Source organism: Magnetococcales bacterium (genome assembly GCA_015231175.1).
In the GTDB taxonomy this organism is placed as follows: domain Bacteria; phylum Pseudomonadota; class Magnetococcia; order Magnetococcales; family DC0425bin3; genus HA3dbin3.
In genome coordinates this window covers 71,653-92,889 of record JADGBZ010000005.1, presented here as the reverse complement: position 1 = coordinate 92,889, position 21,237 = coordinate 71,653, and the positions used below count along the sequence as shown (strand labels likewise).

The 21,237-nt window shown below is 56.1% G+C and carries 20 protein-coding genes and 1 pseudogene; all 21 read right to left on the bottom strand.

Annotated elements, in window-relative coordinates; genetic code table 11:
- Window positions 1–25 precede the first annotated feature (25 nt).
- Window positions 26–436, bottom strand: coding sequence for a hypothetical protein (locus tag HQL63_02155; protein ID MBF0175641.1), 411 nt, complete (start codon window positions 434–436; stop codon window positions 26–28).
- Window positions 437–798: 362 nt separating this feature from the next.
- Complete coding sequence (locus HQL63_02150) at window positions 799–2,394, bottom strand: DUF3369 domain-containing protein (GenBank protein ID MBF0175640.1); 1,596 nt, start codon at window positions 2,392–2,394, stop codon at window positions 799–801.
- A 243-nt stretch (window positions 2,395–2,637) separates the two neighbouring features.
- Window positions 2,638–4,890: an SEL1-like repeat protein gene (locus tag HQL63_02145; protein MBF0175639.1), complete on the bottom strand. Its 2,253-nt coding sequence runs from the start codon at window positions 4,888–4,890 to the stop codon at window positions 2,638–2,640.
- 103 nt (window positions 4,891–4,993) lie between these two features.
- The gene (locus HQL63_02140; GenBank protein ID MBF0175638.1) at window positions 4,994–5,878 is read right to left on the bottom strand and encodes a hypothetical protein; all 885 of its coding nucleotides are present in this window, start codon (window positions 5,876–5,878) and stop codon (window positions 4,994–4,996) included.
- A gap of 119 nt (window positions 5,879–5,997) precedes the next feature.
- Window positions 5,998–6,333 (bottom strand): thiosulfate oxidation carrier complex protein SoxZ, encoded by a 336-nt coding sequence (gene soxZ, locus HQL63_02135; GenBank protein MBF0175637.1) that lies wholly within the window; start codon window positions 6,331–6,333, stop codon window positions 5,998–6,000.
- 46 nt (window positions 6,334–6,379) lie between these two features.
- Window positions 6,380–6,850, bottom strand: a complete 471-nt coding sequence (locus HQL63_02130) for a thiosulfate oxidation carrier protein SoxY (protein ID MBF0175636.1) — start codon at window positions 6,848–6,850, stop codon at window positions 6,380–6,382.
- 252 nt (window positions 6,851–7,102) lie between these two features.
- The gene (locus HQL63_02125; protein MBF0175635.1) at window positions 7,103–8,383 is read right to left on the bottom strand and encodes an FCSD flavin-binding domain-containing protein; all 1,281 of its coding nucleotides are present in this window, start codon (window positions 8,381–8,383) and stop codon (window positions 7,103–7,105) included.
- 22 nt (window positions 8,384–8,405) lie between these two features.
- Complete coding sequence (locus tag HQL63_02120) at window positions 8,406–8,999, bottom strand: cytochrome c, class I (protein ID MBF0175634.1); 594 nt, start codon at window positions 8,997–8,999, stop codon at window positions 8,406–8,408.
- Between the two features lie 82 nt (window positions 9,000–9,081).
- Entirely contained in the window at window positions 9,082–9,666 is a 585-nt protein-coding gene (locus HQL63_02115; GenBank protein MBF0175633.1) for a DUF302 domain-containing protein, read from the bottom strand.
- Window positions 9,667–9,882: 216 nt separating this feature from the next.
- Window positions 9,883–10,323: an NUDIX hydrolase gene (locus HQL63_02110; protein ID MBF0175632.1), complete on the bottom strand. Its 441-nt coding sequence runs from the start codon at window positions 10,321–10,323 to the stop codon at window positions 9,883–9,885.
- Between the two features lie 3 nt (window positions 10,324–10,326).
- Complete coding sequence (locus HQL63_02105) at window positions 10,327–11,241, bottom strand: YkgJ family cysteine cluster protein (protein ID MBF0175631.1); 915 nt, start codon at window positions 11,239–11,241, stop codon at window positions 10,327–10,329.
- 152 nt (window positions 11,242–11,393) lie between these two features.
- Complete coding sequence (locus HQL63_02100) at window positions 11,394–13,310, bottom strand: adenylyl-sulfate reductase subunit alpha (GenBank protein ID MBF0175630.1); 1,917 nt, start codon at window positions 13,308–13,310, stop codon at window positions 11,394–11,396.
- A 54-nt stretch (window positions 13,311–13,364) separates the two neighbouring features.
- Window positions 13,365–13,790, bottom strand: a complete 426-nt coding sequence (aprB, locus tag HQL63_02095) for an adenylyl-sulfate reductase subunit beta (protein ID MBF0175629.1) — start codon at window positions 13,788–13,790, stop codon at window positions 13,365–13,367.
- A gap of 45 nt (window positions 13,791–13,835) precedes the next feature.
- Window positions 13,836–15,053 (bottom strand): sulfate adenylyltransferase, encoded by a 1,218-nt coding sequence (sat, locus tag HQL63_02090; GenBank protein ID MBF0175628.1) that lies wholly within the window; start codon window positions 15,051–15,053, stop codon window positions 13,836–13,838.
- A 25-nt stretch (window positions 15,054–15,078) separates the two neighbouring features.
- A complete protein-coding gene (locus HQL63_02085) occupies window positions 15,079–15,684 on the bottom strand; it encodes an XTP/dITP diphosphatase (protein ID MBF0175627.1) in 606 nt (201 codons plus the stop codon).
- 149 nt (window positions 15,685–15,833) lie between these two features.
- A pseudogene (locus tag HQL63_02080) lies at window positions 15,834–16,966 on the bottom strand (hypothetical protein).
- 306 nt (window positions 16,967–17,272) lie between these two features.
- Window positions 17,273–18,214, bottom strand: a complete 942-nt coding sequence (pyrF, locus tag HQL63_02075; GenBank protein ID MBF0175626.1) for an orotidine-5'-phosphate decarboxylase — start codon at window positions 18,212–18,214, stop codon at window positions 17,273–17,275.
- The gene (locus tag HQL63_02070) at window positions 18,211–18,840 is read right to left on the bottom strand and encodes an ABC transporter substrate-binding protein (GenBank protein MBF0175625.1); all 630 of its coding nucleotides are present in this window, start codon (window positions 18,838–18,840) and stop codon (window positions 18,211–18,213) included. Before HQL63_02070 ends, pyrF begins: the two co-directional genes overlap by 4 nt.
- Window positions 18,841–18,865: 25 nt before the next feature.
- Window positions 18,866–19,321, bottom strand: coding sequence for an outer membrane lipid asymmetry maintenance protein MlaD (gene mlaD / locus HQL63_02065; protein MBF0175624.1), 456 nt, complete (start codon window positions 19,319–19,321; stop codon window positions 18,866–18,868).
- A 19-nt stretch (window positions 19,322–19,340) separates the two neighbouring features.
- Window positions 19,341–20,156, bottom strand: coding sequence for an ATP-binding cassette domain-containing protein (locus HQL63_02060; GenBank protein MBF0175623.1), 816 nt, complete (start codon window positions 20,154–20,156; stop codon window positions 19,341–19,343).
- Window positions 20,157–20,361: 205 nt separating this feature from the next.
- Complete coding sequence (locus HQL63_02055; GenBank protein ID MBF0175622.1) at window positions 20,362–21,132, bottom strand: ABC transporter permease; 771 nt, start codon at window positions 21,130–21,132, stop codon at window positions 20,362–20,364.
- Window positions 21,133–21,237: the final 105 nt, after the last annotated feature.

The window sequence follows — 21,237 nt, the reverse complement described above, 5'->3', positions numbered from 1 at the left end:
CCGCTTTTTGCGTCCCCGTCATATGTCAAGCCTCAAAAAACTTGAACATCGAGTTACAGGCATGGATGCCAGGCAGGTCTCCTCCCACGCCGCCAACCAGTTTTCCCGCATGCAAAAATCGGTTGATATCCGACCCTTTGAAAAAAGGGTGAAAGCGAACCGACCGGCCAGCACGCCGCAAATCTTCCCGCAACAGAGAGTCCCGGCGCATGGTTTCCAGGATGACTCCAACCGGCATCCAAAGGGGCTGGATGCCGAAATCGATCGTCTCCGCTGTTGGACCAAATATATATCGCTCATAACGCGCTTGATGATCGCTATTCTGGGCTGGGTCAAACCCTGCCGCAGCCTGCACACTCCCTGACCACACCCCTATGCTGACCAAGAACGCGCTGCACCACAATAACGGGCGCAACATCCCGAGTCCCTTATACATGGATCGGGCCCCTTCCTGGTACAGGCTTGACAGATGAAGAATAAAATTTGTGAAACATATTGAATCTGACTCCATCACGTTTATGACAGATACGCTCTCATTGTCACAAGGCAATGCACCTTGTCACGCAGGTTGTCACAAAACATAACAAGACAAAATTTTAAAGTTCTCTACGATACTCAAGTGAAAGTTCATAAACTCGTGGAGATTAAATATCCGAATATGGATGCTCAAAGAAAGAAAATTAATTTTTATTGTAAATAAAATTAACTTATCATGCGCAGTGCAGCCCCCCCACCGTTGCGCCCAGAGTTCTCTCGCGGCATGGTCGACAGGGTGGATTCGCCCCGCCGACTGCCTCATCAGGGGTTAGAGTCTGTAAAAGCTCCCTGTATCTCCACGGCCTCCTGCGAATTTTTCATAAAGACATCAATCAGATCGGGATCAAACTGGCGGCCACGTTCCAGGGCGAGCAGCTCCAAAATCTGCTCCAGGGGCCATGCTTCCTTGTAGCAACGTTTGTGAGACAGGGCATCAAAGACATCGGCAATGGCCGTGATGCGTCCGAAAACATGGATCTCTCCGGCCAGAAGTTTCCGTGGATACCCGGTTCCGTCCCATCTTTCGTGATGTTCGTGGGCGATGATGCTCCCGGCCTGAAGAATGGAACGATTGGATCCCTTGAGCAGCCGGTAACCGATCTCGGTGTGCTGTTCCATGATCAACCTCTCCTGTTCATCATACCGACCAGGTTTGTTCAGGATGGCGTCGGGGATGGCGATCTTGCCAAGATCGTGGAGGGGCGAGGCCATGGCCAGCATATCGACCTGGCTCTCCGCCAGGCCGCATTTGGTACCCAGCAGACGGGAAATTTCCGCCACGCGCCGGACATGTTGACCCGCCTCGTGCGAGCGGACTTCAATGACTTCGCCCAGCGTGAATGTCACATCTTTCTGGGTATTCAACAACTCCCGGTTCAAAAAAACATTGTCGATGGCCAATGAAGCGTTGGTTGAAAAAACCTCCAGCAGATCCCTCTCCATCTCCACGAAGGGTCGGCCATTTTCAACATACACAAAGCTGTCCTGCCCCACTTTGGAATGGAAACACCCGAGATAGGCATCGTCAAAAAACATGCTTTTCTTTGTTTGTATACCCACTTCAATCCGCTTGAGCACCTTGTCGGGCAAAATGGACGCCATGTTTTGACCTGCGGCATCTTCATAGCGGCCCGAGCCGGCAAAAATAACATGATTTCCCCGTTTTTTGGAAAAAGCGAAACTGGATATCTGGCCGACGCCATGGGGTCCGCCCAACCCGACCAGTGCGGACAACTGAGTCAAAATGCCGGAAGCCAAACAGCGCAATGATTGCGGCTCAAACAGATCCCCTGTCGCGTCAATGATTCTCTTCAAACCTCTGCGGGTGCTCTCCAGAGTCCGCAAATCCCTGTAGGCACGCAGCGCTGCGGTGATGGAGGTGACAAGCCCCTGCCGGCTGAGCGTCACCTTGTCCTTGTAGTCGTTGATATCATAGTTGGCGATGACATCCGGTTCCGGCGCCAAACCGGGCTGCCCGGTGCGAAGAATGATGCGTACAAAAGAATTCTTTAATGTGTCACGAATATAACGAACTGTATCAAGTCCGGCTGAATCGCTCTCCATGACCACGTCCATCAACAAGACTGCCGTATCGGGATGTTCGGCAAGCAGACGCCGCGCCTCCTGGCCAGAGTGTCCGATGATGATCTCAAGCTCGCGATTCTCAAAAACAAACCCTCTGAGAACAAATTCGGTCAGTGTGTTGACATGCTCCTCATCGTCAACCGAAACGACCTTCCATGGCCTGCCCCGCGCAGGCAAGGCCACACCACCACCACCCATCCATGCCGATTGGCCACCCCCCTCCTCATCCACAAATTCAAACTGGTCAGCGTCGTGGTCCACTTCCGCACCCATGGCACGCTCCTCTTCCAGAATTGCCCCCCCCCGCCCGTTTCGCGGAGACGGATTCTACTCTGAGCATGCTCATTGTGCAACAATAATGTCACAACATTGTAACCAAAAGTGCAACCCATGGTGTACGCAACGAACACCCCCTCAAAGAGGTAGCCTCTTGCCACAACAAAACCGCCAACAGGGCTTTTGCCCTGATGCGGGTGTTTTCCGGAGAAATTTTGCAGAAGGGGGGAGCGTGACCGGTTAACGGCCCTTTTCCGGTGAACCCTGTTGACCACCAGGGGTACCTGTTTTCGGAGATCCCTGGTGGTCGCCTCCATGCGGAGCAGGAGCACTTGACCCAGTCCTCTTGGGTGTCGTCAGCACAGCATCTTTGGGAACAAACGGCACTGGATCGCGTTTACTGGTCGCATGGCCTGTGCCTGCTGATTGCGATGGAACAGCAACCGAAGGAGCCTGGCCGGTCGTGGTCGATTGAGGCGTTTTTGCCGCTGCGGGGGTTGAGGAAACAGCTTCAGAAACCCCAGACGCCGCGTGTTTCGGAGCATCCGCATGTGGTGGGGTTGTGTTCTCGACGGCAGGGGTCGTTTTCTGTGGCATCCCATCTTGGGACGAGGATTGGGCGGCAACTGCGGGGGCCGACTCCGCTGGCGTCACACCATGGGGGGGAGCCTTGCCGGTAACAAGGGGGGGCGACTCTTCTGGCGTCACACCATGGGGGGGAGCCTTGCCGGTAACGGCGGTGGCCTTACCCTTGGGCGGAACCGATGGATCGCCGAGACGTCTTGCGCTTTCCGCATGGGCCTTGACGGCATGGCGTCCAGACTTTATCGGAGAGCGCTGCGTCGGAGTGACCGATGTGCCATGACCAACATTCGGTACGGCAGCCACGGCGGTTGGAGAGAGTGCGGCGTCCCCCTTTTGTTCCTGAATCCGAAGTTGCGCAGCGGCCAACTGGGCTGAACTCAATGTGCCAGCCAGTTGATCCCTGGCCTCAGCCGCCTTGGGATGACCATGCCCGGCAGCCAGAGTGAACCAGGCGAAAGCCTCCGCCGGATTGCTTTCGACTCCTCGGCCCTGACTGTACAACCATCCCAGGGCGAATTCAGCTTCGGGATATCTCTGCTCGGCGGCATGCCGAAACCAGCGCACTGCCTCCATGAGATCCGGCGCCACCCCACGACCTCGGGCGTAACTGGAACCGAGCCAATATTGCGCCTCCGGCATCCCTTGCACCGCCGCCTTGCGAAACCAGTTGACAGCCTCCTGATCGTTGCGATCCACTCCCCGCCCCTGGGCATAAAGCATACCCATAGTCAGTTGGGCATGGGAATCCCCCTGAACCGCCGCCATTTGGAACCAACGTGCCGCCTCCAGATCATTGCGTGGCGTACCCGTGCCATCGGCATGGCGTTGGGCAAGGCTGACCTGGGCCGCCAGGTTTCCCGCCTCAGCCATCCGCTGCAAACGGGTCATCAGCCTGGGAAGCTCTACATGGTCACCTGCCCTGGGAGCCCCGTCCCCCTCCCCTTTCACCCGGAAACCCGGCGAAGGGGGGGCAGAACCCACAGGCAAAATCTGCATTCTCTGTGCGGCATGTTCTGCCGGTGGCAAAATCACGGCATCCCCGGCAAACACCCAATATTGATCAGGCGTCTCTTTGGGAGGTTCTCTCTTTTCGCGCTCCCGGGCCTGGGCAGAGGCTTTCTGGCTCCAGTACTGGGCCGCCCTGGCGTCGCGTCTGACACCCTTCCCGGCGGCATAAAGAGCCGCGAGATGCCGTTGTGCGTTTTCATCCCCCATGTCGGCAGCCTGTTGAAACCATTTGGCTGCGTTGGCAGCGCTCCTTGGCACGCCTTTGCCCCACAGATAGAGCAGACCAAGATTGGTCGCCCCATGGTTGGATCCCTGTTCAGCAGCCTTGCGAAACCACTCCGCTGCCTGATTCGGGTCACGCGGCACACCTCGCCCATTGAAATACATGCCGCCCAAACCAATTTGGCCCTCGGCCTCGCCACGTTCGGCAGCCGCCCGGTACCAACGAACCGCCTGGCGATCATCCCTCTCCACACCACGGCCCTGAGCATACATAAAGCCCATGGCGCTGTGAGCCCGCATATGCCCCTGTTTGGCCGCCAATCGAAACCATTTCAGGGCTTCTTCGTCGTCTTGCTTGACACCGAGCCCACGGGAGTACATGTATCCCACGCCATACTGGCCATCGGCGTCCCCACCCTCGGCTTGCTGGCGAAATTTTTTAAGCTGCTCCACGTCGGCGGGATCGAGAGGGGTCGGCAGACCCAATCCCCCGAGACCCTTGGATGGCTTGTTCCCCGGAATGGTCACCACATGCGCGTCCGTGGCCCAGGGATCCCAATGCAGGCTTTGGGGATACTGCCACATCACTACCGGCTCTTCAGCCACCGCGACGCTGATCATCGACAATGTGGCAAACATCGCCAAAACAGTCGGTCTCCACCCTGGGATCGATGTCACCGCACCCTCTCCGCAGAAAAACCAGCCCATACGCATGAAAAACAAAAGGCAGCTATTCAGAACCCGGCAACGCATTGGGGTCCAGGGGTCTGGCTCCAAAGCATCACGCATCTTCGAGCAAACGCGGCTTCAACTCCTTGAGAATATCCACCACTGGCAGATGAAACTGATTGAGACTATTGGTGTCGTGTCCCTTGAACCACACCCAGTTGAGCCCCCGCCACAACTCACCCTTGGCCGTGGTGTTGGTGATACCCAACATGTCCCAGGTGCCAATGTATTGGAACAAGTTTTGATAGGAATTGGGCACGTTCACACCGCAGCCAAAGGTCACCACGTTGATGCGCGGATTTTCGATGGCACTTTGATCCCGCAGTCCAAACAGGGCGTTGGCAATACTGAGACTGCCCTTGCTGTGTCCCACCAGGGTGCGCATGTTTTTTTGGTTGCGGCGCAGAATATCGAGCAAAATTTCCGACTCCGGAATGCCTTCGACATAGCTCCCCTTGAGCCGGAAGCGAACCATCTGCCCCCAAAAAACATCGTTGGTGACTTCACGCACGAGTCCGGCCCAAAATTGCAGCGTGGATCCCAGGCGCTCCGTCAGGTTATCAGCCGTCAAGCCTTTGATACCATGAGAGAAGATATCACGCCAACCCAGACTGGAGACAATTCCTGCCACCGGTCGTTCCAATACGTTGGCCACATTCTTGGCCAGCGCCGCCGTGCCCGCAGCACTGCTGCCCACTCCGGCGATGACCAATGTATCCACACCGACTTGGCCACCACAAGCCTCCAGAAAGGCATCGACGGTGGCATAAACACGGATCTCCCCCACACCAAAACCCGGTGTTACGACAAGAATTTCTCCCTCCTTGGCCTCGGCGACCTGGAGCAACTCCATATCGCTCAAGGCAACCAAATCATAAAAGAGGATGTCGATCAAACCACTGCCAAGGCGCATTCTTCGCTCGAACCAGTCTAACACCGCTCCTCCTTCACATGGGTGATGGCCTTGCCCGAGGGATCTCCGGGCAACCGCCGGGTATGAACAAAAAAACCGCCCGGACGCCACCGGGCGGTTTTGGACTGAATCTTTGAATGCAACTACTGTACCTTGATTTCGGTCTCCTGACTCCAACTGCTGCCCTTGTTATCGGTCCAGGTGACTTTCAGCTTGCCGCTCTTGGTGGCTTTCAGATTGAAGCGGAAAAAGGGATTCTGCGACATGCTCCCGGTCCAGGTGGCCTTAAGGACCGGCTTATCCAGGTACACGGCTTCGATCTTTTCGATAAAGTGCGCCGGAACAAGCTCACCGGTATCCTTGTTTTTGCGCAGGCCGCTCTCCATGGGGTGCCGAATGGCCGCCTTGATCTCAACGATGGTTCCGGGCGCCACCGGACCCTTGACCTCGGCGATGCGTGGTCCTCCGATATCTGACATATTCATCTCTCCAGGTTCAATGGGGAAGGGTGATCAGACCCACCGCTCAGCCCGCACAACCACCTTCTGCAACATCCACCTTCTTGACGACGCCGTACAACTTACCTGAGTTGGTTCTGGCGATCACATGGACTTTGGAACTCTTGGCCATTTTGATGCGAATCTCCATGTCCACAACCCCGCTCTCCGGGAAAAACTCAAACTTCCCGACAAAGGGCCGGGGGTTCTCCTCGACGAAGACACTCACGGATTCGACATAGTTGCCCGACTCCATGGGGTGCTCCACCTTGACGGGAAGACGCACCAGAGCACCAGTTTCAGCCTTTTCAGGCGGATTGATCTCAACTTTTTCCATGACCGGGGTGCCGGGCCCGACATGTTCGGCAATCATGGCCTGAATATCCGCCGCACCTGCCCAACGCGGTAAAGATGTCATGGCCACCACACAGAGACCCGCTGCACCAGCCGTAAGGATAAAGTCCCGACGGTTCATATCATTCAGCTCTATATTCTGCATGTCATCCTCTCTGGCAAACACCACAACCCGCAACGTGGCCTTTTATATCCCAATCCCATTCAGATGTCACTCCACCCCTCTGCATAAACGACCAGACACCCCAGCGTCAAGGAGAACCATCCACATGCCCCACCGAATTCCTCTCCCCCACGAGCAATCGTTCGAGGCCTGTCAAGAAAACCCGCACGGTCATTCCCACGCAAAAAAGAAGCGGGGGGGCGCCCCGCTTCTTTTGCACAATTCACTCAGGGATCAGGAGAACATTTCGGCCATGATGCTCTGGTACCAGCTTTCGGCATACATGGCTTCCTGCTTACGGAAAACGGCAGAAGCCTTCTCCGGTGAAACGCCGCCGGAAACCTTGGTGATGGCGTTATTGCGGTAGGCCCAGACCGCAGCCACGGAGATACCATAATCCGGGGAAAGCAGGCTGTAGCAGGTGTTGACATAAGACGGATCCGGCTCGCCCTGGCCATTGAAGGAAGCATGGATGGCTGCCGCAGCAATTTTAGCCTCGCTGTTGGCGGCAAACCCCGATTTGGGGATCTCTCCCGTCACCGTGCAGGCATCGCCGATCACGTAAACATCCTTGTGGATCGTGGATTCGAAGGTCTTCTGGTTGACGGGGCACCAACCCGTCTTGTCAGCCAAACCGGATATCTGGGCAATCTTGCCGGCCTTTTGCGGCGGAATCAGGTTGATCGCCGAACTCTTGTACTCCTGCATCTCCGTATGGACCGACATGTTGTTGGCATCGACACGGGTCACTTTGCCCCCATCATTGCCGGAGACCCACTCGATATTGAAGCCGAGCTCCTTCCAGCCATTGATGAAAAGCCCCTGTTTGGCAAATTTATCCTTGGGGTCCAGAATGATCACCTTGGATCTGGGTTTGTTTTTCTTCAGGTACCACGCCACCAGACCAGCCCTCTCATAGGGACCGGGGGGACAGCGGTACGGATTGGGTGGCGCCACGATGATGTAGGGATCGCCATCCTTCATGGCGCTGAGCTGCTCCTGCAACAACAAGGTCTGCGGGCCGGCCTTCCACCCGTGCGGGATTTTTTCGCTGACTTTCTCGCTGTACCCCTCAATGGCATCCCACTTGAATTCCACTCCAGGAGCGACAACCAGTTTGTCGTAAGAGAACGAAGCATTCTTGGCGGTGGAGACCGTCCTCTTGGCAACATCGATCTCCAGCACTTCATCCTGGATGAAGTTGATTCCATGCTTGGCAAGGTTGTCGTAGCCCCATCTTTGCACTTTCAGATCACGCAAACCAACAATGATCGGGTTGCTTAGAGGGCAAGAGTAATACAGCTTCTCTTTTTCAATCAAGGTTACGACGATATTGGGATCCACCTTCCGCAAATACTTGGCGGCGATGACTCCACCATACCCACCACCGACAACCACAACGCGCTTTTTCCCCTCGGCGGCGCGGGCAGGGTTAGCCACGAACGAAGACGCCAAACCTGCGGCAGCAAGACCACCAGTCAGTTTGACAAAATGACGACGGGTCAGATCATACATGGTATTTCTCTCCTCTTGCCCTTTATTTCTGGCCGGCGAAGTAATGTGCGACCGCTTCCAAATCCTCAACGGACAGTTTGTCAATCTGGGTCTTCATCTTCTTGGGCTGAGGATACTTTTCGTCGTTCTTGTACTCTCCAAGCTTGAGCTGGAGATAGTCCAACCACTGCCCGGCCATCCTGGGCGTATCTTCATCCTGCTTTTTGCCACCGTCTTCATGACACTTTTCGCACTCCCGGGCCAGAGATTTACCCTTCTCCGCCTTGTCTGGATCGACGCTCTTTCCCTTGACGGAAGCTCCGTTATTAACGCCCCACTTCAGGCCGGCAAAATGCTTGGCAATCTCATCGATCTCGCCATCGCTATATCCTTTGGCGATTCGACTCATGATGGTCGAAGGCCGTTCATCCTTCATAAATTCGGTCATCATTTGCTTCAAAAAATTGTAGGGCATCCCGGCAATCGACGGCATGTATGGCCCAGGCGACACGCCTCCGGGACCATGACACCCATCGCAAGTGTTGCTCAACATCCCCGATGTAGGACCGGCCACGGCTGCCCCACCCCACAACCCCCCGACCACAACTGCGGCCAGGACCAGCATGCGTTTTCTCATGAGCTGCATCTCTCCCTCCGGTCATTAGTGACGATAAACGCCCGCCTCCCTGGGCTGATCGACAAGAACCGAGCACCCTCCATCAGAACTGGCCTGTGGCCGCCCCGTTCATGATCTCCTGGATGGTCTTCCAGATTCGCTGCGCATCCCTCTTGAGTTCAGGTGGCAACTCTTTGCCCCCGTGAATCATCATATCAAGACTCATGGTATGCAACCAGTACTTCCCCGGCTTGGCCTTGTCCTCGACGACCGAAACACGGCAAGGCATGAAGGCCGTATAAACATCATTGTAGTCCGCCATCACCCTGCCGACTTTAACATCGCAGAACGACATGAAGGAGACATGGCGGTAAGGCTTTCCGGTTGTAGCCTCGACCTGTTTGTAAAACGGGGACTCGCCGACAAACAGAAAATTCCGCTCTGCCGCAAGGCTCTTCAAAGACTCCTTGACATCTTCGACCGAAATACCCTCTTTGACCGGAACGGAATAGACCATGGTCGAACCCGGGTCTCCGGTTTCCAGAAGCTTTTGAGCAAACTGGCTGTAGACCCCCATGAACTCCGGGTCAAACTTTCCCATGACCGGGGCCACCACAACATAGCCCACGCCCCCGGCGAGCAAACCGAGGAAGCCCAGAAGAGCCAACAGATTCCTGATGACAGCCATCGTAGTCTCCTACCTATTTCAACCTCTCGTCCGACCACCACAGAGTCCCCGAAACGACAGACCCTGCACCCCCCTTACCACCCGCTTAAGATAAAAAATAACTATGCCAACCAAGGCGCAATCTTGCCCGATCATAACGCCTGTGTCGTCGGTGTCAACGTGAATTATTAAATATAATCTTCAACCTCTCGGCGCCCAATCAGAAACAGATACCTCTCATGTTGCCCAAGGTTGATCCACACGCCCGAGATAGGGAGTGTCCGGGCTTATCCCTTCCAACCACCGGGCCAGTGCATCTGGAATATGCGGATACAAGGTGAGCTGGCGAACCTGGACCGCATCCAACCACAACACCTCCAGGGCTGAGGTCTGATCTTGATTCAAAAGGGGATCAGCTGAGCCCGACACCTCCAGATGAAATAGGGGGTGTAGTACCTCACGCTCCCCCCCGATACTCTCCACCAGAAAAACCAGCTTGCCGGGTTTGACATGCAGATTCAGCTCTTCGGTCAACTCGCGGATCAGGCATTGACGCAAATCCTCTCCCGGATCTGGTTTTCCACCCGGAATGTTATACCGGGAATCGCCCCCATAGGTATAGCGCATAAGCAACAAACGCCCCGCCCGAACAAGCAATCCACCAGGACGGACGATCACGGCTTACGGCTCCTCTTTGGGAGCAGGTTGCGCCCCCCTCGCCTGGGAACGCCTCTGTTTGAGATCCTCAAAAACTTCGGGCCGCACTGGTACAAAGGAGTCGCCGAACAAAACGCTCTTCATCCAATTGAGGGCAAAATCCGTCAAGGCCAGATCGTCATGACGAATTTTCTCCTCTGTCGCCGCATCTACTTGATAACGTTGCAGGAAGCTTGAATCGAACAAAAACCGCCGCATGGCCTCCGGGTTCGTGCTGGCCATATAAAACATTTCCGAGACCGACAACGAAGTCTGGATCATATCCCCCGCAGAGCGGCGCTTGATGATCAACTCCATCCAACTGCGATTCTCCTTGTCATATCCATCACTCCCCTGATCCTCCCGCCAGGCCTGAACTGTCCAATCCTTCGCCTCCTTGTGTCCCTGGCAAAAATCCTCCTTGATCAGAAAATAAAAATCCTCGCCAATCTGGCTCTCCTGGCGGCGCATCAAGGCCATGCCGATCGGATAGTAGCGGCAGGTTACCGGACGATCACTGTAGACCGAGCACCCCTCGGGACGATTGAATGGACAACGTCCTGTTTCCGCATCCATCCGGATCAGCGCAACGGGCAGCTGCCCTTTGGCCAACGTGGTGGGTATGGCAAAAGTGTGCAAAAAATCCTCGGCGGACATGTTCATGCGGTGCCGGAGCCGGTACAGATCATAGGGCGTCAGAACAATTTCGACATTCTGGCAACAGGCGTTGAAACAGGAAATCCCGGGATGACAACGAAAACGCATATTGTCTTTCCCCGACAATTTGACCGGTTGCAAGACGTTGCGCGTCTCCCGGGGCATGTCGCGCATCTCTTCATCCAGGGCCAGAACCCGCTCCCACTCCTGCTGGTCTATGGGTTTGCTGCTCTCGTCTGTCATGTGACAATCCTCTATTCACAAAAAAAAAGGCGCCAAAACGGCGCCCATGACTCACATACGGGCAAGAGCAAAGAGAGCCCTTCCCATCGCATACGGACCAAAGTGCAGTCGGGATGGCGCACACCGCCATCCCGACCATAATCGACCTGTCCTCACTTGGGAACGAGATCCTTGTGCTCCCTCTTGAAGGCCGTCCACTCACCCGTCTTGACATCGATCTTCGAGTTGACGAAGCACTTCCAGTTCTTTTCGTCGACGAAGTTGTAGTCCATGTTGTAGTAGAAGCCGGGGTAGCGGGTCTCTTTGCGGAACAGCATGTGGCGCAGATGGGCTTCGCCGGCGTAGATACGGTGATAGTTTTCCCAGGCGCGCATCAATTCGTGCAGGTCGCGGGCCATCATCTTTTCGGAGTCCTTCTTCAACTCCTGAATCTTGGACACAGCGATGTTCATCATGGCTTCGTTGGTCACATAACCGGTGCTGACGCCGGCCACGTACTCGTCCATGATTTTCTGCAGGCGGAACTGAAGCATCTTGGGGGTGATGTAGTTGGGATTGATATCCACAGCGGTGGTATAATCCTTGTGGGTCAGATAGGTCCGGACCGGAGCGTAGATCTCTTCGGCCAGATCCTTGGGCGACCGGCTCAAGGAGGGCTTGTAATCCTTGTGGTCGAGAACCCACTTCAAAGCGCCTTTGATGGCGATACGGCCTTCGGCATGGGAGCCGGAGGAGAACTTGTGGCCAGAGGCGCCCACACCGTCAGCGGCGGTGAAGAGACCATTGACCGTGGTCATGGAACGGTAGCCCCAGCACCACTCTTTGGGGGCGAGATCTTCGGGGCCGCTCACCCAGATGCCGCAGCAGCCGGAGTGGGAACCGAGGAAGTACGGCTCGGTGGGCATCAGCTCGGAGGGTTTGAGTTCCGGTTCGATGTTCTCACCGGCCCACACCCCGGCCTGACCGATACACATATCGAGGAAGTCTTCCCAGGCTTCGGCTTCCAGGTGCTTGATCTTCTTCTTGGCTTCCTTGGGACCAAACTCTTCCTCGTAGGATTTGGCCAGGGCCTGGAGGGCGGTATCCGTCCGCATCAGGATGGGACCGCGACCCTCTTTCTGCTCTTTCATCATCAGATGGTTGCGCAGGCAGGTAGCCGGAACATGCGACTTCCCGTAGGGGGGGTAGTCATCCAGCATGGCCTTGTTGATCTCAAGATAGTTCTCGCCCTTGCCGTTGGTGGCTCTGGCTTTGAACAGCAGGAACCATGCGCCGACCGGACCGTAGCCGTCCTTGAAGCGGGCGGGGACGAACCGGTTTTCCATCATGGTCAACTCGGCGCCGGCCTGGGCAGCCATGGCGTAGGTCGAACCGGCATTCCACACCGGATACCAGGTACGGCCCAAACCTTCGCCAACCGACCGGGGACGGAACACGTTCACGGCGCCACCGGCCACCAGGAGGATGGCATTGGCGCTGTAGACGTAGATCTTGTCTTCGCGATTGGAGAAGCCGACGGCGCCGGCCACCCGGTTCTCAACCTTGGAGTCCAGCAGCAATTTCACGATGAAAACGCGCTCCTGGATGTTATCCATGCCCAGAACCTTCTTGGCAGCTTCCGCGACGATGGTCTTGTAGGACTCGCCGTTGATCATGATCTGCCATTTGCCGGAACGAACCGGCTTGCCGCCATCCTTCAAAGCTTTATCTTCATCACCGGGCTGTTTCCAAATGGGCAGGCCCCACTCTTCAAACAGATGCACCGAGTTGTCCACGTGACGACCCACATCGAAAATCAGGTCATCGCGCACAATACCCATCAGGTCGTTGGAGACCATCTTCACGTAGTCGGCGGGATTGTTCTCGCCAAGGTAGGTGTTGATGGCCGACAGACCCATGGCCACGGCGCCGGAGCGCTCCATGGCAGCCTTGTCGACAAGGCGAACCCGGATATGATCCGGCTTCCAGCGCATGACTTCGTAGGCCGCGCCGCAGGCGCCCATACCACCACCGATGATCAAAATGTCTGTTTCAACTTCAACGATATCCGGATTCCCGAAAGTTCCCATCCTGCTTCACTCCTCTTATTATGGTCGTTCCCTAGACACCTGACCGATTGGACCTCAGATGGTCGGCAGGGGTCCGGTGAAGTTGAAAAACCCAGGTTTGTCCAGCTTGGAGATGTCCGCAGCCGGCTTGCCTTTGTACGGGTCGATGGAACCTTCCGCCGTGGTCCGGATGGGGAACTTGAACTTCTTGGTGTTGCCGTTGCGGAACTGAATGGACCAGATGATGGAATCGGAAGCACGCAGCGGGATCACAGCGCCACCCATGGGGACGATATCCGCGTAGGCACGCACTTCGATGGCCTGTTGGGGGCAGATCTTCACGCAGGAGTAGCACTCCCAGCACTGCTCGGGCTCTTGGTTGAAGGCCTTCATCCGGCCCTTGTCCAACTTCATCAGGTTGTTCGGGCAGATGTACATACAGGCTGTCTTGTCCTGCCCCTTGCAGCCGTCGCACTTCTCCATCTTTACGAAACTTGGCATTGCATCGCCTCCTCGAATGATGTTTGTGATTTGAATGAATGATCCTTAGCCAGTTGCCGCCCGGTGGAGTTTGACTTCCACTTTGTCACCCTCATTCAGGGAGGCATAATAACGCTGCAAAACTTCGAGTACTTCAGGCCTGCTGAACTCAGGGGGAACAGTCTCACCCTCCGAAAGCATCTTGCGCAATTTGGTTCCGGAGAGCAACTGCCGGTCGTCCTTGCCATGTGGGCAGGTCTTCATGGAGGCCATGCCGTGGCACTTGTAGCAGTAGAAGGTCCAATCGATCTTCAAGGGGCGGGTCTGCAACTCCTCTTCAGACACCTGATCGAAAATGTATTGGGCATCGAAGGGGCCATAGTAGTCACCAACGCCGGCATGGTCGCGTCCCACGATCAGGTGCGAACACCCATAATTCTGCCGGAAGACCGCGTGCAGGAGAGCCTCTTTCGGACCGGCGTAACGCATCTCCATAGGGTAGCCTGCCTGGATGGCCGTGTCAGCAACAAAATATTTCTCCACGAGCAGATCGATAGCCTCGGCGCGGACCTCAGCCGGGATATCACCCGCTTTCAGCTTGCCCAGAATCTGGTGGATCAGAACGCCATCCAAGGTTTCAATGGCAATCTTGGCCAGATATTCGTGGGAACGATGCATGGGATTGCGGGTTTGGAAGGCAGCCACCCGGCTCCACTTTTTCTGCTCGAAGATGGCGCGTGTCTCAGCCGGTCTTTTGTAAATGCTGGGGTATTTCGCAGGAAACTCCCCTTCGGAGAGGACTTGCACCGGCCCGGCCAGATTGATCGCCCCCTGATTCATGACCTTTTGCACGCCCGGGTGCTCCATGTCATCGGTCTGGAACACACTCCGGCACTCGTGCTGTTTGTCATAGGCATACTTCTCCTGGATGCGCATCAGGCCCATGACTTCATTGGTTTCGTCGTCCACCAGGGTAATCTCCTGGCCAACGGCAAGGTCATCGGCCTGAGCTTCACTCACCGACAGGGTGATGGGAATCGGCCAGAAGAGACCGTTGGCCATCCGGGTGGTATCGCAGACTGACTGCCAATCCGTTTTCCCCATGAACCCTTCCAGGGGAGTGAAGGCGCCGATGCCAAGCATGATCAGGTCACAAGTCTCGCGGGATGTCATGCGCACCTGTTTGAGGGTTTCCGCCTTGCGCTTGCCCTCGGCCAGGGCATTGCCCTCTAAAAGCAACGGCTTCAATGGACCTCCGCCATGGGGGGGTACCAATCTGGACATGAATGTTCCTCCTCAGCTAAAAGAATCAGGCCAATACCGACCCGTTATGATCGTGCAGCGCCACAACCAGAGAGGCGATGGCGCGTCCCCGATGGCTCATAGCATCCTTCTCTTCCGGCAACATGCAGGCAAAGGTTCTCTCTTCACCCTCTGGAACAAACACCGGATCGTAGCCGAATCCGTTCCTTCCCTGTGGCTCCAGCGCAATCCGACCCTCCACGCGCCCCTCAAAAAGACGGGTGCGACCGAAAGGGTCCGCCAGCGCCAAAACGCACACGAAACGGGCCGTGCGTACCGATGCAGGGCATTCCCGCAACTCCAACAACAATTTTTCAAGGTTTTGCCGGTCCGTGGCATCCGGCCCCGCGTAGCGGGCGGAGTGGACTCCCGGTCGCTTTCCCAGGGCATCCACCTCCAGCCCCGAATCATCCGCCAGTGCGGAGAGGCCGGTAAACCGTGCTATCTGAAGCGCCTTCTTGACGGCGTTCTCCGTGAACGTCGCCCCATCCTCCACCACCTCCGGCGCCCGAGGGTACTGCCTAAGATCCAGCAACTCAACGGAAGCGCCTTCCAGCACCCGCTGGAACTCCTCTACCTTTTTCCGGTTCCGCGTGGCCAGGATGACTTTCAAATCTCTCGTAATCCAGTGTAACGGCTGAATATTAGAAAATCGCCATCTTCTAAACTCGCCGGCCTATGGTGCATCCTTGCCCCCCACCCTGTCAAGACACCATGACGACAAAATTTTATTTGTTCAAAGATAATTTCGATAAAATTTTTTTATTCTCCCGCCGCAGCACCCGAAAACGGAGCCGACTCCCGAAAAGAGGGACGTCCCATGCTGACTTTAAACTGGTTTCTGTCACGGTCTTCCGTGAAAAGCATGTCAGGATGCGCCCGCAAGGCGCGCATGATGCCGGTGCCTATCCCCTGATAGGGCAACACGTGACTGGCATGGGATGCGAGAACCGGATTGCGCAGATTGGTGACACCGTGCCGAATGTGTTCAATCCGCAAATGGTTGGGCAAATGTCCCGGGCTGATCACCTCCACCCGGTCAGAAAAAACAAAGATCCGGATGGGCGCTGAAATGAAATAATCCCGATGCACAAGAGCGTTGACCAGAATCTCCTCCAAAACGATACGCGGTATTTCAGGACGCCCTTTCGAGTTGATCCCCTGGCACCCTGAACATGACGCACATTGCGCAAGACAAAAGCCAAAGCACGGCGAAACAGATCTGGAAAAGGCCCAAACAGATCCTCACAATCCATGTAGTGGACCAACCGACTTGATTTGAAGTGCTCACTTTTCGTGCCTATTCCGCACTCTTTCAAGAAAAGCTTGGAAATGAAAGCCTTTGTCAGGGCTTCGCCCCGAACCCCACCAGGGCGCTGCCCTGGACAAAGCCAGGGAGCCAGCCCCCTGGACCTCGTTTCATGGTTGAGCTGTTCCCGGAGCATTGGAACATTTCTGCACATCAAATCAACACGGTTGAGCCAGTAGGTATCCAGGTCGATCTCCCGACCGGGGTAGGTCATCCCCTTGATCATGAACTGAGGACGCCAGCGTTGCGGATCCCGGCCAAACAGGAGCAATCCGGCCAAATTGAGGGCACTTTCCCGGGCCAGGTTGAGGTTTTCCAGGAGTTTCGGCAATGGAAGATCCAGACGATCCACCTCTTCCTTGTAGCGTTTATGGCAATAAGCATGGAACAAATTTGTGTCAAGATCACCCTCCGAAGTTCCAGCAACGGGAACCACGTCGGCATGGACCAAGGATGATGATTGAAAAAGCCGCTGCATCTCTTCGCGGGCCGTCACGCGGCGCTTATCGGCGCCGTTTCTGACCCAGATCGCGCCTTGGAGATCGGTGTGGGGCTTGGCGATACTGTCAGCAACGTTCACCACCATCACCACACCCGCATCGAGTCGGATATTCTCCGTCACCGGATTCAGCGGCGGACGGATCTCTTGCGATGCCGCATTGGCAATGAGCTGGTTCAAGCGGCGGATCTTTTCTGGAGTCAGACCCACAACGTCCCCTTGGTCATCGACGCCGATCATCAAAACGCCCCCACCCGAATTGGCAAAGGCCATCATCTCTGCCGCCAAGGAGATATCGTTCCGGACATCAACCTTGAACTGGTGTCGGCTGTCCTCACCCAAAGCAAGACGTCCAAACAGCTCTCTCGGTGTCATATTTCCCAGTCAATGCTTTCAGAATCCCACCGCCGGCGGCACACCGCACAACCGCTCCCGAAAGAGGGTCACATAGCGTTGGGTCGCCTCATGAACGGCCTTTTGAAACGTGTCGTGGGTGGTGCCGGCATGTTCCGGGTAGGTCAGGGAGCGGGACATGGGAACCAAAGCACCACTTCTATCCGCATCAAAAAAGGCGCGGAGCGTTTCGATGCCACCGCCCTGAAACCCCACGCCGGGAACCAGGATGATCGCTCGGGGCATCAATCCACGCAGGCGACCTGCCTCTTCGGGAAAGGTCGCGCCCACCACACCGCCGGCCAGCCCATAACCACTTTTGCCCACGCTCTTCCCGGCCCAATCGTTGACGAGACAGGCGATGCGGTCTGAAACCGTTTCGGTCCGGCTTGTCTTCGCCCCCATGAAAAGGCCGGAACCAGGATTGGAAGTCTTGACCAAAAACAACACCCCCTTGCCATTTTCGGCAGCCAGCCGCAGGAAGGGCTCGACCGCATCTTCCCCCATGAAAGGGTTGACCGTAATGCAGTCCGCTTCCAGATCGGAACCTCCCACCCGGCCCCCGCCCAGGGAACCACCACCAGTCAAATAACCCCGTGCATAAGCCAACGAAGTCGAACCGATATCACCCCGCTTGACATCCAGGATGATGGGAAGCTGCATCGCCCGGGCCAGAGCCATCACCTCAGCCAGGGCGCCCAGGCCAACCGTACCAAACTGCTCGAAAAAGGCGGACTGAAACTTGACCCCGCAAACCATCGCGGCGGAAGCCTCCAGAACCAGCCGACAGAAGGTTGTCAAGGCGGAACGGACCGAATCCGGCGTGGTATCGACCGGGCGCAAAACCATCGGCATCTGATCGAAATCAGGGTCGATCCCCACCACCAGAGGCGAGGTGGCGTGCGCCCTGGTCAAAATTCGATCGGCAAAATGATCGATCATGGCTTGGAACCGAATTTGGTCTCCATCTGGGACAGTAAACCGGCAGGCCCCTCCTTGCCCAGGATCGCCTGAAACTGGGAACGGTAATTGTTGACCAGGCTGACCCCCTCGATGATGACATCGAAAACCTGCCAATGCCCTTCCATGGACTTTGTCAATCGATACTGCATGGCATACTCCTGACCCTTGGCATGCACATGGCTTTCCACCCGAGTCATGGTTGGACTCTCGGCGACCTCCTTGATAAAAGCAACCTTCTCCCCCTGATACCCCTCAATCTTGGCCAGATAGGTATCCTCAAGAACCTTCCTGAAAAGTTCACTGAAGCGCTCCTGCTGTTGCGGGGTGTACTCCCGCCAACGAGGACCGACGGCTCCACGGGCCATAAGGTGAAAATTGAACTCGTGGTAAATAATCTTCTTGAGGGACTCGCGCCGCGCCGCGTGTTTCTCGGGGGCGGCATATTGTGGATCCTTGAGAAGCTCGATGACCTGTTCGATGGCTTTTTGCAACGACGCCATGGCGCCCACGGTCGCGGTGGCCTCTGCCTGTGCGGTCCAGGGCAGAAAGAGGAAAGCACAAAACAAAAACGACGTGAGAGGAGAGATAAAGCGGTATCTGGACATGGATGTCACCTCTGAACGGAAGCCATTATTTCACGCTGCCATGGATGAACTGGCTGATCAGTTCCTCAAAGTCGATGGCGGGCTCGGTTTGGACCAGGCGATCGCCGGATTTCAGCACGGTATCCGAGGCACCCGGGGTGATCTTGACATATCGGTCGCCAATGAGGCCCTTGGTGCGGACGGAAGCGATGGCATCTTCCTGCACCGGCACATCACGGCGGATTTTCATGGTGACCAGGGCATCGAACTGCTTTGCGTCCAGGTCGATCGCTATGACCCGCCCCACCTCGACGCCGGAAATCTCCACGGCGGCTCCGCTCCTGAGCCCGGAAATGGAGGTAAAATGGGCATGAATGGTCATGAAATTTCCGCCGACAAGTTCCATGCGGGCCATCTTGATGGAGAGCCACCCCAAGGCCAGGATGCCCACCAGAACAAAAACGCCGACTGCCAGTTCCAATTTGACGGATTGTGTTGTCATCGACTGCCTTCCCCGGGATTCAGATCACCTTGATCGGTCCGATCAGGCTCCCATTGATGAATTGTTTGATGACCGGATGTTGCGACGCCATGACGACGATCGCGGGGCCGGATTCCAGAATCTTGCCCTCGTGAAGCACCAGTACATGGTGGCACCAGTTGAAAATCTGTGGAATGGCGTGGCTGATGATCACCATGGTGTACCGTGTTCGCATGTATGTTTCACAGATCAGGTGGTGAATGGCGTTTTCGATGATCGGATCCAGGCCAGCTGTCGGTTCGTCCAGCAGGATGACCTCCGGTTGCGTCACCAGGGCGCGCGCCAGTGCCACCCGCTTCATCATGCCACCGCTCAACTCATCCGGAAACTTGCCGTCCACGCCAGACAACCCGACCTGGGACAAGGTCTTGTGAACCATTTTGGCGATAGACTTGGCGCCATGACGGGTCTTTTCCCGCAGGGGAAAGGCGACGTTGTCAAAAACGCTCATGGAGTCGAACAGGGCACTCCCCTGGAACAACATGCTGAAGCGTTCCCGCACCTCCAACAACTGCTTCCTGGAGAGTCTTCCCAGCTCCTGATCGCCGACAAAGACCTGTCCCGCATCCGGGGCCATCAGGCCGATCATGTGTTTGAGCGAGACGCTCTTGCCCCCGCCGCTGACCCCGATGATCGCCGTAATCTTGCCCTGGGGTATCTCCAGATCGACCCGATCCAAAACCTTGCGTCCGTCGAGGGTTTTCGTCACTCCGGCAAAGCGGATGGCCGTGGGAGGGGGTGGTTGTGCCGCATACTCCCTGCGCTCCTCGATAAATTTAGCGATCAGAAACTCCATCAATTCGGGCTGAGAGATGACCCCATCCCGGATCAGAATCTCCCCCAGAAGATCGGGTTCGATCTGACCGGCCTGATGCGCCAAGGCCCATTCGACATGGTCCTGGGAAATCTGTCCCGCCTTGATGAGCATCTCCCCGAGGGTCCGATCGGTTTTTATCTGGTCTGAGGTGTTTTTGTGTCTGGACACGGCAGATCTCTCAAACCTAAAGCATGATCGAGGTGATGAAATAATCCCAGATCAGGACCAGAACGGAGCTGAGGACAACAGCCGAGGTGATGGAGCGTCCGACCCCTTCCGCACCCCGGGTGGTAAAATACCCCATGTAGGTGCAAACCCAGGCCACCACCAACCCAAAACTGACGGATTTGATCATGCTGATGTAAATATCCTTGGCAGCCAGTTTGGCCTCGATGCCGCCCCAATAGGTGCCACTGGACATGCCCAAAAGTTGCACCGCCACGAGATACCCCCCGAAGATGCCCACCACATTGAAAATGGCAGTCAGGATGGGCATGGAGATCAGGCTGGCTTCCAGTCTTGGGGCAACCAGATATTTGAGGGGGTTGATCCCCATGGACTCCAAGGCATCGACCTGTTCCTTGATGCGCATGACGCCCAGTTCACCCGCCATAGCCGAACCGGCCCGCCCGGTCACCATCAGGGCAGTCAACACCGGCCCCAACTCCTGGACGATGGCCAGGGCAACCATGGGTCCAACCATCCCTTCGGAACCAAAGCGGGAGAGGATATAATATCCCTGTAGAGCCAAGACCATGCCGGCAAACGCAGCCGTCAGCACGATGACAAACAGGGAACGAATCCCGATGAACACGATCTGCTTGAGAAGGTTGACCGGGCGATAGGGCGGGCGCACCACACTGAGGATGGCTGTCAGCAAGAAAACAAACATGTGCCCCATGCTCCAGAATCTCTGGAGAGACATGCGGCCAAGGTTGCGAAGCATCAGGATCATGAGGAGTGTGCGGTCGGCTTCCTGGATGGGATTTTGTCGCAACCGGACAGACGCATCCAGAGCGAATTGCAATTTTATTGATTATCCCTCATCATACCCCCTCAC

What these genes read in the sequence shown, in the direction of transcription:
- HQL63_02155 (MBF0175641.1), bottom strand. Translation starts at nt 436, where the DNA reads ATGTATAAGGGACTCGGGATGTTGCGCCCGTTATTGTGGTGCAGCGCG.
- HQL63_02150 (MBF0175640.1), bottom strand. Translation starts at nt 2,394, where the DNA reads ATGGGTGCGGAAGTGGACCACGACGCTGACCAGTTTGAATTTGTGGAT.
- soxZ (MBF0175637.1), bottom strand. Translation starts at nt 6,333, where the DNA reads ATGTCAGATATCGGAGGACCACGCATCGCCGAGGTCAAGGGTCCGGTG.
- HQL63_02130 (MBF0175636.1), bottom strand. Translation starts at nt 6,850, where the DNA reads ATGCAGAATATAGAGCTGAATGATATGAACCGTCGGGACTTTATCCTT.
- HQL63_02125 (MBF0175635.1), bottom strand. Translation starts at nt 8,383, where the DNA reads ATGTATGATCTGACCCGTCGTCATTTTGTCAAACTGACTGGTGGTCTT.
- HQL63_02120 (MBF0175634.1), bottom strand. Translation starts at nt 8,999, where the DNA reads ATGAGAAAACGCATGCTGGTCCTGGCCGCAGTTGTGGTCGGGGGGTTG.
- HQL63_02115 (MBF0175633.1), bottom strand. Translation starts at nt 9,666, where the DNA reads ATGGCTGTCATCAGGAATCTGTTGGCTCTTCTGGGCTTCCTCGGTTTG.
- HQL63_02105 (MBF0175631.1), bottom strand. Translation starts at nt 11,241, where the DNA reads ATGACAGACGAGAGCAGCAAACCCATAGACCAGCAGGAGTGGGAGCGG.
- HQL63_02100 (MBF0175630.1), bottom strand. Translation starts at nt 13,310, where the DNA reads ATGGGAACTTTCGGGAATCCGGATATCGTTGAAGTTGAAACAGACATT.
- aprB (MBF0175629.1), bottom strand. Translation starts at nt 13,790, where the DNA reads ATGCCAAGTTTCGTAAAGATGGAGAAGTGCGACGGCTGCAAGGGGCAG.
- sat (MBF0175628.1), bottom strand. Translation starts at nt 15,053, where the DNA reads ATGTCCAGATTGGTACCCCCCCATGGCGGAGGTCCATTGAAGCCGTTG.
- pyrF (MBF0175626.1), bottom strand. Translation starts at nt 18,214, where the DNA reads ATGATCGATCATTTTGCCGATCGAATTTTGACCAGGGCGCACGCCACC.
- HQL63_02070 (MBF0175625.1), bottom strand. Translation starts at nt 18,840, where the DNA reads ATGTCCAGATACCGCTTTATCTCTCCTCTCACGTCGTTTTTGTTTTGT.
- mlaD (MBF0175624.1), bottom strand. Translation starts at nt 19,321, where the DNA reads ATGACAACACAATCCGTCAAATTGGAACTGGCAGTCGGCGTTTTTGTT.
- HQL63_02060 (MBF0175623.1), bottom strand. Translation starts at nt 20,156, where the DNA reads ATGGAGTTTCTGATCGCTAAATTTATCGAGGAGCGCAGGGAGTATGCG.
- HQL63_02055 (MBF0175622.1), bottom strand. Translation starts at nt 21,132, where the DNA reads ATGATCCTGATGCTTCGCAACCTTGGCCGCATGTCTCTCCAGAGATTC.